Below are 16,583 nucleotides of genomic sequence, written 5' to 3' on the forward strand. Positions count from 1 at the left end.
CATGACGAATCACCCGAGGTATTCGCCACCGCCGCAGCAGCCGGGTTACGGCGCCACGCCTAATCAGCCGGTGCCGCCCGCTTATGCCCAGGGGCAGCAGAGCTACAACCAGCAGTTCGACTGGCGGTACCAGCCCCAGCAGCAGTTCCGGCCCTCGTACGACCCGCTCACCGGCACCGGAGGCGGCCCGATTCCCGGCAACACCGGGCCCGGTCCGATCCCCGGTAGCACCGGCGTGGGTGCCCTCCCGGGAGGTACCGGCGCCCGCCCGATACCCGGCGGTACCGGAGCCGGCCCGATCCCGGGCATGCTTCCCCCGATGGCCCCACCCCGGCGGCGCCGCTCCGGCGGGCTGATCTTCGGCGCGTTGGCCATCGCTGTCGTGTCCGCCGGGATCGGCGGTGCGGCCGCAACGGTCGTGGAGCTGGGTCACGATTCGGGTTCCGGACGCGGCACCACCGCAGCGTCGGGCGGTGCCCCGAGTGTTCCGGCGGCGAATATGCCGCCCGGCTCGGTGGAGCAGGTGGCGTCCAAGGTGGTGCCGAGCGTCGTGATGCTCGAGACGGATCTGGGCCGGCAGTCCGAAGAGGGTTCTGGTGTCATCCTGTCGGCTGACGGGCTGATCCTGACCAACAACCACGTCGTCGCGGCCGCCGCCAAGCCGCCCGCCGGAAGTCCTCCGCCGAAAACGACGGTGACCTTCTACGACGGCCGTACCGCGTCGTTCAGTGTGGTCGGGGCCGACCCGACCAGTGACATCGCCGTGGTCCGGGTGCAGGGCGCTTCCGGGCTGACCCCGATCGCCATGGGCTCCTCGGCCGGCCTGAAGGTCGGTCAGCCGGTCGTGGCGATCGGGTCCCCCCTGGGTTTGGCGGGCACCGTGACGACCGGCATCGTCAGCGCGCTGAACCGGCCGGTCTCGACTACCGGTGAAGCCGGCAACCAGAACACCGTGCTGGACGCCGTCCAGACCGATGCCGCGATCAACCCCGGCAACTCCGGCGGTGCACTGGTCAATATGAATGGACAACTCGTCGGCATCAACTCGGCCATCGCCACCTTGGGCGCCGATTCCGGGGACGCGCAGAGCGGCTCCATCGGCCTGGGCTTCGCCATCCCGGTCGACCAGGCCAAGCGCATCGCCGATGAGCTGATCAGCACCGGCAAGGCAACCCACGCCTCCCTGGGGGTGCAGGTGACTACCGACAAGGGCGTCCCCGGTGCCAAGGTGATGGAGGTCATCGGTAATGGTGCGGCCGCCAACGCGGGCGTACCCAAAGGGGTGATCGTCACCAAGGTCGACGACCGTCCGATCAACAGCGCCGACGCTCTTGTCGCTGCGGTGCGGTCCAAGGCGCCCGGCGACAAGGTGGCGTTGACATTCCAGGATCCTGCCGGCGGCAGCCGCACCGTGCAGGTGACGCTCGGGAAGGCGGAGCAGTGATGAAGGTCGAAGGTCAGCTGTCCGACCTCGGTTATACGGTGGCACCCATGGAACAGGGTGCGGAGTTGGTAGTCGGTCGGGCACTCGTCGTGGTCGTCGACGACCGGACCGCGCACGGCGACGAGGACCACAGCGGGCCGCTGGTCACCGAGTTGCTCACCGAGGCCGGGTTCGTGGTGGACGGCGTGGTGGCAGTCGAAGCGGACGAGGTCGAGATCAGAAATGCCTTGAACACGGCCGTGATCGGCGGAGTCGACCTGGTGGTATCCGTAGGTGGTACCGGGGTCACGCCCCGCGACGTCACACCGGAAGCCACGCGCGACATCCTGGATCGGGAGATCCTGGGCATCGCCGAGGCCATTCGCGCTTCGGGTCTGTCCGCGGGCATCACCGACGCCGGCTTGTCACGTGGCCTGGCCGGCGTCTCCGGCAGCACGCTGGTGGTCAACCTCGCCGGCTCACGCTACGCCGTACGTGACGGCATGGCGACGCTGAACCCGCTGGCCGCGCACATCATCGGCCAGCTGTCCAGCCTCGAGATCTGAGCCCGGCCGTCCTAGGTGTCGGCGCGGGGGCCGTAGTTCGGCGGTGCTGACAGCGGCACGGCAGCGGGCGAGCCGCCGTGCTTGCCCGAAGAGCTGCCGTTGGTCTGGGCCAGCAGATCGCGAATCTCCTGCAGCAGGACCACCTGCGCGTCGTCCGCCTGTTCGACCTCGCCCTGCTTGCGCAGCTTGCTGTACGGCAGCACGACCAGGAAGTACACCACCGCCGCCACCAGAATGAAGTTGATCGCCCCCGACAACACGGCATTGAAGTCGATGTACTGGTCGCCGGTGACGTGGATTTTCAGGATGTTGATCTGCGATGTCTGGTTGACACCGATCGAGCTGACCAGCGGCTTGATGATGCTGTCGGTGAAGGCGGTGACCAACGCCGTGAACGCCGTACCGATGACCACCGCGACGGACAGGTCGACGATGTTGCCCCTCGACAGGAACTCCTTGAACCCTTTGAGCATGGGACATCCTTTCTGCAGTGGTCATCAGCCGTCCCGGATCGGCACCCGAGGAAAACCTAACCCAATTTGCGTCGTTTTCCACCGCGCGGGAGCGGATTGAGGCCCTTAGCCGGCGGATCAGCAAACGGCGCCTCCGGTGACCCACATGCCGGGGCAGGCACACCGAATCGTCCCGGCTTGTCTCGGCAACTTGAATTCAATGAGAATTCATTGAATTTGGCAAAGAAACTTGTGAAACACGTGGCCGCGGCACCACAGGCGCGATCGGTTCCCAACCGGCACACCAGCCAGCGATAAAAAATCCCGTCCCCACTCGTTCAGCCAAATGCGACAAACTTGCCTACAATACGGTGTGACTTTCCGGGCAAGGGACCGTGATGAGTAAACAGCCGATCGTCCAGCTGAGGCAGCTGAGCAGGACGTTTAGTGAAGGGGAAACCCAACGCCGCGTCTTGGATGACATCACCGCCGATTTTGACCGAGGGCATTTTGTCGTGCTGTTGGGGCACAGTGGCAGCGGCAAGAGCACCCTGCTTAATATCATCAGTGGCATCGAAACGCCCACGTCCGGCGAGGTCATTATTGACGGTTTTCCCGTGGCCGCCAAGAGCGAACGGGACCGGACGCGATTTCGCCGCGACCATATTGGAATCGTCTTTCAGTTTTTCAACCTTATTCCCACCCTCACGGCAATCGAGAACATCACGCTGCCTCAAGAATTAGCCGGAGTGCCCTACAAGAAGGCGGCCGGTATCGCGCGCCACCTCCTGCAGAAGGTAGGCATGGCTGAACGCGAAAAAAGTCTCCCCGATAAACTTTCCGGCGGCGAACAACAACGCGTGGCTATTTGCCGTGCGTTGGTGCGTAATCCCATGCTGGTATTGGCGGACGAACCGACCGGTAACCTCGACAACGAATCGGGGGAGACCGTGTTGGAGCTGCTGCTCGATCTCACCCGTCGGGCGGGCAAAACCTTGATAATGGCCACCCATAACTCGGCCGTTGCGGAACGTGCCGACCGGGTCCTCAACCTGCAGGGCGGGAAATTGGTGCCCGACGTGTTCCACGAAAGCCAACCAGCCAATGGTTGAGTCGCGTACCGACCCTGCAGCACACATAGTTGTTCACCCGCTCCGCGCTTACCCGGCATTGTGTCGTATTGCTTGGCGCCGCCTTCGCAAGAAGCCGTTTCAATATGTCCTGCTGGTCCTGGGTATTGCGCTGGGCGTGGCGATGATCGTCGCCGTCGACCTGGCGAACCGCTCGGCAATGCGCGCGTTCGACCTTTCTGCCGAAGCCGTCACCGGAAAGGCCACCCACCGGCTGCTCAGCGGTAACGCCAGAGGGTTCGATCAACAGATTTACATCGATCTACGCAAAGCCGGCTACGATTTGACGGCGCCCGTTGTCGAAGGTTATCTGCGTGCCGGGAAGATGGGAAACCACCCAATGCGCCTGATGGGCGTGGATCCATTTGCCGAGCCGGTTTTCCGGCCATACTTGTGGGCCCAACAGGATTTCGTGACGGCAAGCAAGTTCTTGACCCGGCCGGATGGTGTCGTATTGAGCCAAGATGTGGCGGCAAAGTACAACCTGGCTCTCGGTGACAACTTTGCCGTCCAAGTGGAAGGTAATCCGGCCACTGTCACACTGGTCGGTCTCATAGCACCCGCGGACGACATCGGCCGACAGCGCCTACAGGACGTGATCATCGCCGATGTCGCTACCGCACAAGAGATGTTGCGCATGCATGGCCGGCTTAGTCATATCGACCTGATCCTCAATGACGACGCGACGGCCGCGCAAATTGAACGACGATTACCGGCCGGTGTGCGCCTGGAAGCGGTGAACACAAGAAATAATGCGATCAAGCAGATGTCCGCCGCATTTACGATCAACTTGGCCGCGCTCAGCTTGGTGGCACTGCTGGTCGGCATCTTTCTGATCTACAACACGATTACCTTCAGTATCGTGCAGCGACGTCCCATTTTCGGCATCATGCGCTGTCTGGGCGTCTCCCGTGGGCAGTTGTTCGGCATCATAATGTTGGAATCGCTCACTGCCGCGCTGATCGGCGCCGCAATTGGGCTGTTTCTTGGTGTTTGGCTCGGCGAAGGCCTGGTCGGGCTCGTGAGTAAATCCATCAACGACTACTATTTCGTCGCCGATGTGCGCAGCGTGGATGTCGCTGTTCCAGGCTTGGTCAAAGGACTGGTAGTCGGCATCGCGGCTGCCCTGTTTGCTACCGTGCCGCCCGCCTACGAAGCTATGCGCACCACGCCGGCCACTGTCTTGCGACGGTCGTCCCTGGAACGAAAAGTCGGCAGCTTCATGCCGTGGTTGTGGGTCGCGTGGCTCTTGCTGGGTGGCTTCGGCGTTCTAATGCTGCGGTGGCCGGGCAACAACCTGATCGTCGCGTTCGTCGGTCTTTATGCCGTTCTGATCTCCTTTGCTCTGATCACGCCACCAGTGGCGCAGTTTGTCATGTGTCGCCTCGCTGCATGCGGTGGTCTTCTGTTCGGCCCGATAGGCCGAATGGCGCCGCGCAATATCGTGCGCTCGCTGAGTCGGACGTCAATCGCCGTCGCCGCACTGATGACAGCGATCTCGGTCATCGTCGGCGTGTCAATGATGGTGGGTTCATTTCGCCAGACATTTGCCAGCTGGCTGGAGCTCAGTTGGCCGACTGATATATACGTGTCGCCGCCCACGCTGACGTCCGGGCGTCCCCGCGGTAGCCTGCCCGCCGACGCCGTTTCAAGTCTGGGCAACTGGCCGGGTGTGCGCAAGGCGGTCACGACTCGGTATGCATCGGTTTTTGACCCCGATTGGGGACGAGATGTGCAGGTTATGGCGGTCTCCGGCGATATTTCCGAGGGTAAGCAACGACTGACCTGGACCGGCGATAATCAAGCCGAAGTCTGGCCGCGAGTGATGTCCGGCGAAGGCGTGATGGTATCGGAGCCGTTGGTATCGCGTCAGAATTTGAAGACCCCACCCGGTTCCTTGACCCTGATGACGGATTCAGGGCCGAAAGTGTTTCCGATTCTGGCTGTATTCTCCGATTACACATCGGATCAGGGTGTGGTACTGATCAGTCAGGCCAGTTATCAGCGGAATTGGGCCGACGCGGATGTCACAACGATGTCTCTCCAACTGGAATCAGGTGCAAACCCCGCTAGGGTGCTGGACCTGATGCGCGCCAAGTTCGAAGGGCGAGACGACATTGTGATTCAATCCGGACGCAGCATTCGCGAAGCGGCAATGGCGACGTTCGACCGCAGCTTTGCTGTCACTCGTGCCGTACAGCTGGTCGCCACGGTGGTCGCTTTTGTCGGGGTATTGAGTGCGTTGATGAGTTTGCAGTTGGTAAGGGCCCGTGAATTCGGTACGTTCCGTGCCGTCGGTATGAGTACACGTCAGTTGTGGGGATTGACCTTTGCGGAGACCCTGCTGATGGGCGGAATGGCCAGCGCGATGGCCCTGCCCTCGGGTTTCGCATTGGCCTGGATTCTCATTCATATCATCAACGTGCGCTCCTTCGGCTGGACGTTGGAAATGCAGTGGGAATTGGGTCACTTCGGCCAAGCCGTCATGGTGGCTCTAGTGGCTGCACTGGCGGCCGGCGTGTATCCCGCTTGGCGATCGGGGCGAATCAGCATTGCCACAGCGATTCGTGAGGAGTAATTCCTGTGAAAAAGGCTGGAATGGCGTTACTCGTGGTCGTCGCTACTATGGTGGGGTTGTGGTGGTGGCAAGAACACCAACCGCAATCAGCCGCGTCTGATCCATTGCTCAGCATGGTGTCCGACGAGAACGTAGCTGGGTATGCGTTGGCAACTCAGCCGGGTGCCATTAAGTTTCCACGGGATCTTGGGCCACACTTCGACTATCAGACGGAATGGTGGTATTACACCGGGAACCTGCAGACCGGGGACGGCAGGCTTTTCGGTTACCAGCTGACGTTTTTCCGGAGGTCGTTGACCCCGCCCGGCAACGAAGTGCATGGCATCGATGCGTCATCTTGGCGGGCGAACAACATCTATATGGCGCATTTTGCGGTCAGTGATATCGCCAACAACGCGTTTTATCCGAATGAGAAGTTCAGTCGCAATAGCCTCGGCCTGGCCGGCGCCACGGCCGAGCCATACAGGGTGTGGCTGGAAGATTGGTATGCCCGGGACGCGGGAAACGGTGTCGTTCAACTATTCGCGCAAGCGGGAAATATCAAGCTGGACTTGAATCTAACGCAAAATCTGCCGCCCGTACTGCACGGTGATGGCGGTTTGAGCATCAAGAGTACGAATGCGGGTAACGCGTCTTACTACTACTCGTTGGTGCGGCAAGACACCCGGGGTACCGTCAGCGTGAATGGCGAAACATTCGCGGTGACGGGTCTCAGTTGGAAGGATCACGAATACGGCACCAGTGCGCTGAGCTCCCACGATGTGGGCTGGGACTGGTTCTCTCTGCAATTCGATGACGGGACCGCCTTGATGGTGTGTCAGATCCGTGAGGCGGATGGCCGGGTGAGTCCGCTGTCGAGCGGCTCCTTTGTAGCGGCTGACGGTAGGGTGACCCATCTCGACGGATCCGACTGGCGCATGGACGTGAAAAGCCGTTGGACTAGCCGCGACAGCGGTGCCACATACCCCAGTGGCTGGGAAATCGAGGTGAGACGACTCGGGCTGCGGTTGACAGGCTCCGCACTGATGCCGAACCAGGAGTTTCGCGGAGCAACGACCTACTGGGAAGGTGCGGTCGGGTTCGACGGACGTCATCAAGAGACGCCGATCAGGGGCCGTGGCTACGTGGAAATGACTGGCTATGCAAGACCGGTCCGGTGAGCTCGGACACCTTTACACTCGCGCGGATACCAAGTCGTCGATCAGCTTGGACAGCGCCCGACGGCCGGGGCAATCCGGCAACAAGGACAGTTCCTCATGTGCCATTGCCGCGTAGCCGGCCACCACTTTCTCTGCCGCTGCCATGCCGGACGAAGATCGAGCCGATGCAACGGCCTGGGCGACGTTAGGGTCGTCGATAGGGGCGGCCAGCGCTGTGCGCAGCCGGTCCGCATCCCGCCCCTCCCCTTGGAGCCCGTAGAGGACCGGCAGGTTGTAGACACCGCGTCGCAAAGCGCCGACGATATCGACATTGTCGTCGGCGATCTGCGACGCGGTCCCGATCAGCCGCCCCAGACGGGATAACCGAAGGCTCTCTTCTTCACTCGCCCCGGCGAACGTCGCCCCGAGTTGTCCGGCCGCTGCAACGAGCGAGCCCTCCTTCTCGCGCACGCACCGTAGGTAGTGCTCGACAGGGTCGCCATCCGTTGCGGCGCCAAGCATCTCGCGCATTTTTCCGGTGATCAGTTCGGCGAAAGCCTCCGCGACAACTTGGAAACCCCGCTGGCCCAGGCGAGCGCCGAGTTTTGAGGCCGTCGCGAACCGATAGTCACCGGCCAGTATGGCGTTGTTGTTGGCCTGGCGGGTGTTCGAGCCGGCGCGGCGCACCCCGTCCCCATCCGAGACGTCATCGTGGCACACGGTGGCCAGATGTATCAGTTCGAGGGCCGCGCCGGAGACCGTGACCTGCCAGGCATCCGGAGTCGGCCCGAATTGCGCTGCAAGAACCGTGAATAACGGCCGCAAGCGACCATCGTCCACTTGGCGTGCGTCCGGCAGCGCGTCCCGGACAGCCTCGCCGCTCACACCGAGCTCGCCTGCGATCAAGTCCTCTATGCGGGTGAGCAGGTCAGGGACACCGGCGGCGGATTCGGCGTCCGCAAACCGGGTGACGGCGACGCCGTTCTTCTTTTTGGGCACGTGTACAACTTATGGTGTGCCGGGCCGATCTGCCTGTCGGAGCTGACTTTCGGACTCAGTGCAGGGTCAACGTCACCGTCTGCCCCAGTGCTGAGCCTGCCACCGTGTTGGCCACGCGGGCCGGCAGCGCAACCAGGACTACGCGGTCTTGCTCGCTGGACCGAAGCTTCTCCTTGGCCGACACGAGCACCACGACGGCGTCGGTGGCTATCACCTTGCTCACCGCGGACTGCTGGATGTCGTTGGCCGGAGCGGCCAGCACATCGACCACGTCGCCCACCCGTATCAGGTCGATCAGCGCGCCGTCGGCCAAATGCAGCGGCACGATTCGTGCCCCTGGGCCGGCCGTCGACTCCGCCAGCCGGCTACCGAGCAACCGGACGTCGGTGAGTACCTCGCCGCGACGCGCCGGGCTGGCCAGCGTCACGCCGAGCACCCTGCCGGGATCTGTCTGTGATCCCTCGGGAACGGTTGCCGCCGAACGCTGCTCAACCCGCACGTCGGTGTCGCTCAGGGCGGTGCCCGGACTCAGGTCCCGCGCGGCAACCAGGACGTAGACGCGATCACCCTCAGGGTTGGAGCGCAGCGCCGCCAGTCCGGCCAGCCCCACCAGTGCGCCGGCGGCGATCCGTCGGACCAGGACGGTCCGGCTCCAGTCCGGACGGCACAGCGCGGCGATACGGCTGATCAGGGTCGGATTGAGCGATTCGCCCATGCCCAAGACTTTAAGCACGGCACAGCATCGGCCGTATCCGGCAGAGGTCAATCTGTGGATAACGCGTGTGCGCCCCAGAGGGCCACGGCGGTGTCGGTCAGGCTGCGGGCAACGGGCCGGCGGACGTTGTGCGGGACGGATGCGGATTCGGCGCGCACGTGGGTGAACGACACCTGTGGCGCCCCCCGGCCGGGGCTGCAATTGCGGGCGACCAGCTGAGCGAACGATTCAGTGCGCTCGATGCTGCGCATCCCCAGCGCCGCGAATGCCTGCTCGCCATACACGTTCTGAGACAGCAGGGGATTGGTATAGATCTGCGTGAAGGCATCGGTGCCGACCATGATGCTCATCGTTTCGCCAAGCGGTGACCCGGCGATCCGGTCTTCGGCCAGCAGGCCCACCAGAAATTCCACGTCGTCCACCGAGCCGTACAAATCCTTGAGTGCGGTGCTGATGGTCGGGTTTGAAGAAATCTCCGCGAATGTCTCCACGCGTCCAAGGCTGTACAGCTCGCGATAGTCGTTGTAGGAGCGGATGCGCCAGCTCCGGGATTTGTCCATGGCAGCCAGATCCGCCTCGATCAGGAAGTCTGGTGTGTTGCGGAGGCTGATCAGGCCCGCTCGCTGGGACGAGGCAGCCTCGATAAGGTTCTCGACACCGTGCACCAGTAGCTGTTCGTTGTTCAGCATGTAATCCGCGGCAGCAATCGTGCACCCCGGCATCGTGAGCACGTCCGGCATGAGCGCATGCCAGCGGTACAGGAGGTTGAACTCTGCATTGATGCGGTTGGTGCGGTACCAGTACTCGCGTTCGGCCCAACTCCGATCGACGATCAGTCGGAAATTCACGGGCGAAAGATGGTTGACGTAGTCCTCGACGACGATTCGCAGCAGTTGCACGATGTTGATGTTGCGCGCGGTCTCGAAGAGCCGGTCGTCGTCCCAGTCCGGGTAGGCCCGGTGCAGCTCCGCGCTCAGCCGATTGTGCTCGCGCAGGAAGATCGTGCTGATGCCGCTGAACAAGACGGTGACATTGCCGCGTTCGAGACCCGTCGCGAAGAGGCGGGCCTTGCGCTCCGGGGTGAGCAAGGGGTCGTTCGCCAGCCGGGCGTCGCGATAGCCCCATGTCCCGTCCGGGGTCAGGCCGACGTAGGACAGGCCGCGAAATTCCGGACGCACCTCGCCGTTCTCGAACAGGTACGGCGGGTACTCCTGTCCGTCGATGCGCTGGCTCTTGAGCCTGCCGCCGGATCGTTCGCGCAGGAGTTCCGTGTCGGTGGCATGCACCCCGTACACCTGGCAGAGGTCGACCTCGTGGTTGGACGTGTTGCAGCGTGGATCCCCGGCGTCCGTACGCATGAAGCCGTCGGTGAACCACTGGGCGAAGAACCCCAACAGCGCCGTGCTGGTAGGGCAGTAGCTGATCTGGCCCGCCGGACGCCGAAAAATCTGCCGGAGATCACCGCGGTCGGGAAGCCGCTGCACCCAGTCCGCGGTTGCCGGCGGCAGTTGCCGCGCCGTGTAGCGGCGGTCCACCAGGCCCGTCCAACTGACGTAGTCGGGTGTGGGGGCCGCCGGCTCCGGGCTCCAGAGCGAGAGCGCGGTGGGCCGCGGCTGCGCGGCGTAGGCAAATAAGTTGACAAACACGCGATTGCACCAGCGCCGCAGTTTGCGTGTCGAATTCACCCAGCTCCAGAAACGTGGAAACCCCGCGATGAAAGGGATAAGGAATTGACGATGGATCAACAGCCGACGGAACGCCCAGATTCGAAAACTCATCCCCGGCGCAGTCGGTGCGTCGGGTCGGCCGGTGCCCTTACGTGCCAAAACCATCGCAGACCTCCTGCTCGCGTTTCGGACGAATGCTATTGACCTGACGCAGAAAGGCGCTGCCCGTTATTGAACCGAGGCCTAAGCGTTATAAAAACGCGATACTGCAGCTGGCTCGTGTAAATGGTTTTGACGCTACCGCGTCAAGTAATGTTCAGGCACGAATCGTGTCCATTTAATTCACGCCGCAATTGTTGGATCAGCTCGACGTGGTCGCCGTAGCCGCCGTGGAGTTGCTGGTTGACTTCTCCGCTGAACCGGAGGTCTTGTTGTCCGACGAATCCGAGCCCGAACCCGAACCCGAACCGTTGGACTCGCTGGCCGTCGATTTCTTCGCGGTCTCACGGCTGTCGGTGCGGTAGAAGCCGCTGCCCTTGAACACGACTCCGACCGAGTTGAACAGCTTGCGGAGTCGCCCTGAGCATTTCTCGCAGGTGGTCAGCGCGTCGTCGGTGAAGGCCTGCACCTTGTCGAAGCGGTGGCCGCATTCGGTGCACGCGTAGCTGTACGTCGGCACAAAAAACCTCCGGATGATGTCAAGTCTGACTTAGCACTCTACCGTTTCAAGTGCTAGAACCGCCACGTGACCGCGATCATTCCCCGGTCGGCAGCGCAATCAGCCCGCGCCCCGGGGTGAGAGCATGCGTCATCGGCACGTCGTGTGGATCGGCCGGCAATTCCTCGACCAGCTCGGGGTCCCGAACGATGGCAATCAGGCGCGCCCGTGGGTCGCGCGCCGCCAGTGAGCGGTCGTAGAAGCCGCGGCCCCGGCCCAACCGGACGCCACGGCGGTCGACCGCCAGGGCCGGCAGCAGCACCACGCCGGCCTCCGCCAGAGCCGACTCCGGTAACCACGGCTCCGGCGGTTCCAGCAACCCCCAGCGCGCGGCGACCAGGCCACGCCGGCCGTCCCCGTGACGGTACTCGCCCCACCGCAGCGGCAACGGTGTGTCATCGGCGCCGGTGCGCGCCACCGGCAGCAGGACCCGGCCGGCCCGACGCAGCAACACCTCGAGCATGGCCGGCGAACCCGGCTCCGAGCCCACCGGCACGTAGGCGCACACGGTGCCGGCGCCGGTTATCACCTGTTCCAAATGCTCGGTGAGCCTCCGCGCCTCGGCGGCGCGAACCTCGTCGGCAACGCTGCGGCGGGCCGCCAGGAGCCGATCCCGCAACGCCGACTTGCCCGCGGTTGCCATGGCTCTAACCATGACAGACCACCGAACACCCGCGCGTTCTCGCCACCTGGCGGTTTATGTACAGCCGATAAGGCTATGGTGTGAATCGATGTCTCGACCAGAAGTAGCGATCCCCTTCACGGCGATCGTCCCCGCTGCCGGTTTGGGAACGCGGTTTCTTCCCGCGACCAAGACCGTGCCGAAGGAGTTGCTGCCCGTCGTCGATACGCCGGGGATCGAACTGGTGGCCGCCGAGGCCGCCGATGCCGGCGCCGAGCGTCTGATCATCATCACCTCCGAGGGCAAGGACGGCGTCGTCGCGCACTTCGTCGAGGACCTGGTGCTGGAAGGCACACTGGAAGCCCGCGGCAAGAAGGCCATGCTCGCCAAGGTCCGTCGCGCCCCCGCACTGATCAAGGTCGAGTCGGTGGTGCAGGCCGAACCCCTCGGGTTGGGTCACGCGATCAGCTGCGTGGAGCCCGCTCTGGCGGCGGATGAAGACGCGGTGATGGTGCTCCTTCCCGACGACCTGGTGCTGCCCGCCGGCGTCCTGGAGACGATGGCGCAGGTGCGTGCGCAGCATGGTGGCACGGTGCTGTGCGCCATCGAGGTGTCGCCCGGGGAGATCAGCGCCTACGGCGTTTTCGACGTCGAAGCGGTTCCGGACGGTGGCAGCCAGGACGTGCTGCGCGTCAAGGGCATGGTCGAAAAGCCGAAGGCTCAGGATGCGCCGTCGCTGTTCGCGGCGGCTGGACGCTATGTGCTGGACCGCGCGATCTTCGACGCGCTGCGCCGCACCGAGCGCGGTGCCGGCGGCGAAGTACAGCTCACCGATGCCATCGCGCTGTTGATCTCCGAGGGCCATCCGGTCCATGTGGTGGTGCACCGCGGATCCCGACACGACTTGGGAAATCCCGGCGGCTACCTCAAGGCTGCGGTTGACTTTGCATTGGATCGTGACGACTACGGCCCGGAACTGCGGCGGTGGTTGGTGGCGCGATTGGGCCTGACCGAAGACTAGCCGGCATGCCGGTGCTCGGGCTCAGTTCGCCTGGGCTGGACGGCAGGAAGGCGCACTGTGCGTTCTGTGGAGGAGCAACAGGCACGGATATCGGCAGCAGCGGTAGCCCCCAGGCCGATCAAGGTCGCGATTGCCGAGGCGCAGGGGCTGTTGTGCGCCGAAGAAGTGGTGACCGAACGTCCCCTGCCCGGATTCGACCAGGCCGCCATCGACGGTTACGCCGTGCGCAGCGTCGACGTACTCGGTGTCGGTGACTCCGGGCCACTCGAAGCCGTCGGCGATGACGGCATCGCTGAGACTCGCGAGCCGGTCACCCTGCCCGTGATGGGCACCATCGAGGCGGGTGCGCGAACCCCCAGCCGGTTGCAGCCGCGCCAGGCTGCCCGGGTACAGACCGGGGCACCACTACCGACGCTGGCCGACGCCGTGCTCCCGTTGCGGTGGACCGACGGCGGGATGAACCGGGTCCGGGTGCTGCGCGGCGCGCCCTCGGGTGCGTATGTGCGACGCGCCGGTGACGACGTGCAGCCGGGCGATGTGGCGGTGCGTTCCGGGACCATCATCGGTGCGGCCCAGGTGGGACTGCTGGCCGCGGTCGGCCGCGAACGGGTGCTGGTGCACCCGCGCCCGCGGGTGTCGGTGATGGCGGTTGGCGGGGAGCTTGTCGACATTTCCCGGAGCCCGGGCAATGGGCAGGTGTATGACGTCAACTCCTACGCCCTGGCGGCCGCGGCCCGTGACGCCGGTGCGGAGGTGAACCGCGTCGGCATCGTCAGCAACAACCCGAAAGAACTCGGCGAGATCGTCGAGGGCCAGCTCAACCGGGCCGAGGTGCTGGTGATCGCCGGAGGAGTAGGCGGCGCGGCTGCCGAGGCGGTTCGTGCGGTGCTGTCCGAACTTGGTGACATGGAGGTGGTGCGGGTCGCCATGCACCCGGGCTCGGTCCAGGGGTTCGGCCAGCTCGGCCGCGACGGCGTGCCCACGTTTCTCCTGCCGGCCAACCCGGTCAGCGCGCTGGTGGTTTTCGAGGTGATGGTGCGGCCGCTGATCAGGCTTTCGCTGGGCAAGCGGCACCCGATGCGACGCATCGTGCAGGCCCGAACCCTGTCGCCGATCACCTCGGTGAGCGGACGCAAGGGCTTCCTGCGGGGCCAGCTGATGCGCGACCAGGACAGCGGTGAATATCTGGTGCAGGCCTTGGGTGGCGCGCCGGGCGCGTCCTCGCACCTGCTGGCCACGCTTGCCGAGGCGAACTGTCTGGTGGTGGTGCCCAGCGGCGCCGAGCAGATTCGTACCGGTGAAATCGTCGACGTGGCCTTCCTGGCTCAGCACGGCTGATCGCGGCTGCGGCTCGTGAACTTGTTGCGATCCAATTCCCGGCATCCCGGCTGGCCGATTAGCGTCGGACCGCTGCGGGTGGCGGCGGGGGTGATCCGGCTGCGGCCGGTGCGGATGCGCGACGGCGCGCAGTGGAGCCGGATCCGCCTGGCCGACCGTGCGAAGTTGGAGCCATGGGAGCCCAGCACCGAAGGGGAGTGGCCGGTGCGTCACTCGGTGGCAGCATGGCCGGCGGTGTGCTCGGGCCTGCGCGCCGAGGCCCGTACAGGGCGGATGCTGCCCTACGTGATCGAGCTCGACGGGCAGTTCTGTGGTCAGCTGACCATCGGCAACGTCACCCATGGGGCGCTGCGGTCGGCATGGATCGGCTATTGGGTGTCCAGTGAGTGCACCGGCGGCGGAGTGGCCACGGGCGCCGTCGCGTTGGGGCTCGACCACTGTTTCGGACCGGTGATGCTGCACCGGGTGGAGGCCACGGTCCGCCCGGAGAACGCCGCGAGCCGGGCTGTGCTCGCGAAGGCCGGTTTTCGCGAAGAGGGCCTGCTGCGGCGCTACCTCGAGGTGGACCGGGCCTGGCGCGACCATCTGCTGGTTGCGCTCACCGTGGAAGAGGTCTACGGATCGGTGGCTTCCACGCTGGTCCGCGCCGGACGCGCCAGCTGGGTCTGATCCGCTCCTTGCGACGACATTGCCGTCGTGGCTGCATTCGTGCCCGAACCGCGACCGTGGTGGCCATCTCGCATGGGTCGGCGCGCCCCGCGGTGAGACAACCGAAACAATTTTGTGGCTAGCGTGACATATGTGGCGTGTGATGCTTGAAAGAGGCAAATTACAGGTGTGTAATTGCCCTGGTCGCTCAGGAAGACCCGGCCGCGCCGGCCACCATCGGGCCGCGCGGGGACAGCAACCGAAGAGAGCAGGTCATCATGCCCAGCATCCCGCAATCGTTGTTGTGGATTTCGCTTGTGGTGCTCTGGTTGTTCGTGCTGGTGCCGATGTTGATCAGCAAGCGCGACGCGGTCCGGCGTACCAGCGATGTGGCCCTGGCGACCAGAGTGCTCAATGGTGGAGCCAATGCCCGGCTGCTCAAACGAACCGGTCCCGCGGCCGGTCATCGCAGCGACCCGGACTGGAAGCCGGAGGAGGACTGGGACACCGAGCCGATCGACGGGGCCTTCGCCGACGCCGACAAGGACCACTCGGAGCACGAGGAAGCCGACACCGGCGAGATTGCCCGGCCGCGGTCGGTGGTCACTGCGATGGCGCGGGCCGAGGAGGTCGCCGAGCCTGCCGAACCGGACTATCTCGACGTCGACGTGATCGACGAGGATGCGGCGGCGCTCCCGGTGGGCGCCAGCGACGCCCGCTCCGCAGGGTCTCCCGCGCCGGCGCTGCTCGTGGTCGAGGAGGCCGACGCTGCCGGTGCACACACCGAGGGCAGTGACGAACTCGCAGACGACGAATACGAGTACGTGGAGGACTCCTCTGGTCTGGAGCCGGAGGAAGACGACGACGAGGCCGACGACGCTCCGCCGGCCTACGCGGTGGGTGTCAACAGGCGGCGCCGGTTCGACAACAAGACCGCCGCTGCGGTAAGCGCCCGTAAATACGCCTTCCGCAAGCGCGTGTTGGTGGCCATGGCGGTGGTCCTGGTCGGTTCGGCGATCGCCGCCTTCGAAGTGACGCCGGCGGCGTGGTGGCTGTGCGGCGTCGCGACCACGATCACCCTGCTGTACCTGTTCTATCTCCGTCGTCAGACCAAGATCGAGGAGAAGGTGCGTCGTCGCCGGATGCAGCGGATGGCACGCAGCCGGTTGGGCGTGGAGAACACCCAGGACCGCGAATACGACCTGGTTCCCTCGCGCCTACGCCGCCCGGGTGCGGTGGTGCTGGAGATCGACGACGAGGACCCGATCTTCGAGCACCTGGACTATGCGGTGCCGATGCGCAACTACGGCTGGCCGCGTGACTTGCCGCGCGCCGTCGGGCAGTAGTGCGCGGTTGGTTGCCTGGCGGCCGCGGCTGGTAGCCTGCTAGCGATCAGGGGCTATGGCGCAGTTGGTAGCGCGACTCGTTCGCATCGAGTAGGTCAGGGGTTCGAATCCCCTTAGCTCCACAGTGTGATGAGTCGCGTCATCGGTTACAGATGAGTCGCGTCATGGGTTACAGATTCCCCGGCCATCGGCCGGGGTTTTTCTGTTGGTTGCGCCAGTAG

At 64.5% G+C, this 16,583-nt stretch carries 14 protein-coding genes, 1 tRNA gene and 1 pseudogene; 10 read left to right on the forward strand and 6 right to left on the reverse strand.

Translation table 11 applies throughout. The features are described 5' to 3' along the window. Nucleotides 1-246: 246 nt before the first annotated feature. A pseudogene (locus AC5Y7D_RS09810) lies at nt 247-1,444 on the forward strand (S1C family serine protease); the annotation flags it as partial. Beyond that, entirely contained in the window at nt 1,444-1,989 is a 546-nt protein-coding gene (locus AC5Y7D_RS09815) for a MogA/MoaB family molybdenum cofactor biosynthesis protein (RefSeq protein WP_065045409.1), read from the forward strand. The pseudogene AC5Y7D_RS09810 and the gene AC5Y7D_RS09815, both read left to right, overlap by 1 nt. Nucleotides 1,990-2,000: 11 nt before the next feature. On the opposite strand, the gene mscL is transcribed toward AC5Y7D_RS09815, so the two are convergent. Further along, nucleotides 2,001-2,462 carry a large-conductance mechanosensitive channel protein MscL gene (mscL, locus tag AC5Y7D_RS09820; protein WP_499923538.1) on the reverse strand — a complete coding sequence of 154 codons (462 nt, stop codon included), beginning with the start codon at nt 2,460-2,462 and terminating at the stop codon, nt 2,001-2,003. 377 nt (nt 2,463-2,839) lie between these two features. Here mscL and AC5Y7D_RS09825 point away from each other — a divergent pair, with 377 nt between their 5' ends. From AC5Y7D_RS09825 to AC5Y7D_RS09835, 3 genes are read left to right on the forward strand one after another with little or no spacing between them, the layout of a single operon-like run. Beyond that, on the forward strand, nt 2,840-3,553 hold the full coding sequence (locus AC5Y7D_RS09825; RefSeq protein WP_499923541.1) for an ABC transporter ATP-binding protein: 714 nt from the start codon (nt 2,840-2,842) through the stop codon (nt 3,551-3,553). Beyond that, nucleotides 3,546-6,149 carry an FtsX-like permease family protein gene (locus tag AC5Y7D_RS09830; RefSeq protein ID WP_499923544.1) on the forward strand — a complete coding sequence of 868 codons (2,604 nt, stop codon included), beginning with the start codon at nt 3,546-3,548 and terminating at the stop codon, nt 6,147-6,149. Before AC5Y7D_RS09825 ends, AC5Y7D_RS09830 begins: the two co-directional genes overlap by 8 nt. A 5-nt stretch (nt 6,150-6,154) precedes the next feature. Beyond that, the gene (locus AC5Y7D_RS09835) at nt 6,155-7,309 is read left to right on the forward strand and encodes a lipocalin-like domain-containing protein (RefSeq protein WP_499923547.1); all 1,155 of its coding nucleotides are present in this window, start codon (nt 6,155-6,157) and stop codon (nt 7,307-7,309) included. A gap of 12 nt (nt 7,310-7,321) precedes the next feature. Here AC5Y7D_RS09835 and AC5Y7D_RS09840 read toward each other — a convergent pair whose 3' ends face one another. From AC5Y7D_RS09840 to AC5Y7D_RS09860, 5 genes are all read right to left on the reverse strand, one after another. Beyond that, nucleotides 7,322-8,287, reverse strand: coding sequence for a polyprenyl synthetase family protein (locus AC5Y7D_RS09840; RefSeq protein ID WP_499923548.1), 966 nt, complete (start codon nt 8,285-8,287; stop codon nt 7,322-7,324). Between the two features lie 55 nt (nt 8,288-8,342). Then, on the reverse strand, nt 8,343-9,002 hold the full coding sequence (locus tag AC5Y7D_RS09845) for an SAF domain-containing protein (RefSeq protein ID WP_499923550.1): 660 nt from the start codon (nt 9,000-9,002) through the stop codon (nt 8,343-8,345). A 47-nt stretch (nt 9,003-9,049) separates the two neighbouring features. Continuing rightward, on the reverse strand, nt 9,050-10,747 hold the full coding sequence (locus AC5Y7D_RS09850; protein WP_499923551.1) for a peroxidase family protein: 1,698 nt from the start codon (nt 10,745-10,747) through the stop codon (nt 9,050-9,052). A 283-nt stretch (nt 10,748-11,030) separates the two neighbouring features. Further along, nucleotides 11,031-11,348 (reverse strand): FmdB family zinc ribbon protein, encoded by a 318-nt coding sequence (locus AC5Y7D_RS09855; RefSeq protein ID WP_499923553.1) that lies wholly within the window; start codon nt 11,346-11,348, stop codon nt 11,031-11,033. 76 nt (nt 11,349-11,424) lie between these two features. After that, nucleotides 11,425-12,030 (reverse strand): 5-formyltetrahydrofolate cyclo-ligase, encoded by a 606-nt coding sequence (locus AC5Y7D_RS09860; RefSeq protein ID WP_499923554.1) that lies wholly within the window; start codon nt 12,028-12,030, stop codon nt 11,425-11,427. Between the two features lie 88 nt (nt 12,031-12,118). On the opposite strand from AC5Y7D_RS09860, the gene AC5Y7D_RS09865 reads away from it, so the two are divergent. From AC5Y7D_RS09865 to AC5Y7D_RS09885, 5 genes are all read left to right on the forward strand, one after another. Further along, the gene (locus AC5Y7D_RS09865; RefSeq protein WP_499923556.1) at nt 12,119-13,030 is read left to right on the forward strand and encodes a UTP--glucose-1-phosphate uridylyltransferase; all 912 of its coding nucleotides are present in this window, start codon (nt 12,119-12,121) and stop codon (nt 13,028-13,030) included. 57 nt (nt 13,031-13,087) lie between these two features. Further along, a complete protein-coding gene (glp, locus tag AC5Y7D_RS09870) occupies nt 13,088-14,368 on the forward strand; it encodes a molybdotransferase-like divisome protein Glp (RefSeq protein WP_499923558.1) in 1,281 nt (426 codons plus the stop codon). A 15-nt stretch (nt 14,369-14,383) separates the two neighbouring features. Then, a complete protein-coding gene (locus tag AC5Y7D_RS09875) occupies nt 14,384-15,037 on the forward strand; it encodes a GNAT family N-acetyltransferase (RefSeq protein WP_499923560.1) in 654 nt (217 codons plus the stop codon). A 257-nt stretch (nt 15,038-15,294) separates the two neighbouring features. Beyond that, on the forward strand, nt 15,295-16,362 hold the full coding sequence (gene sepX, locus AC5Y7D_RS09880) for a divisome protein SepX/GlpR (RefSeq protein ID WP_499923563.1): 1,068 nt from the start codon (nt 15,295-15,297) through the stop codon (nt 16,360-16,362). Between the two features lie 49 nt (nt 16,363-16,411). Further along, nucleotides 16,412-16,484, forward strand: a tRNA-Ala gene (locus AC5Y7D_RS09885). Nucleotides 16,485-16,583: the final 99 nt, after the last annotated feature.

Source organism: Mycobacterium sp. NGS49, from assembly GCF_059812565.1.

Bases quoted from the DNA above. Each gene is read 5' to 3' on its own strand.
- AC5Y7D_RS09815 (WP_065045409.1), top strand. From the start codon at position 1,444: ATGAAGGTCGAAGGTCAGCTGTCCGACCTCGGTTATACGGTGGCACCC.
- mscL (WP_499923538.1), bottom strand. From the start codon at position 2,462: ATGCTCAAAGGGTTCAAGGAGTTCCTGTCGAGGGGCAACATCGTCGAC.
- AC5Y7D_RS09825 (WP_499923541.1), top strand. From the start codon at position 2,840: ATGAGTAAACAGCCGATCGTCCAGCTGAGGCAGCTGAGCAGGACGTTT.
- AC5Y7D_RS09830 (WP_499923544.1), top strand. From the start codon at position 3,546: ATGGTTGAGTCGCGTACCGACCCTGCAGCACACATAGTTGTTCACCCG.
- AC5Y7D_RS09845 (WP_499923550.1), bottom strand. From the start codon at position 9,002: ATGGGCGAATCGCTCAATCCGACCCTGATCAGCCGTATCGCCGCGCTG.
- AC5Y7D_RS09860 (WP_499923554.1), bottom strand. From the start codon at position 12,030: ATGGCAACCGCGGGCAAGTCGGCGTTGCGGGATCGGCTCCTGGCGGCC.
- AC5Y7D_RS09865 (WP_499923556.1), top strand. From the start codon at position 12,119: ATGTCTCGACCAGAAGTAGCGATCCCCTTCACGGCGATCGTCCCCGCT.
- sepX (WP_499923563.1), top strand. From the start codon at position 15,295: ATGCCCAGCATCCCGCAATCGTTGTTGTGGATTTCGCTTGTGGTGCTC.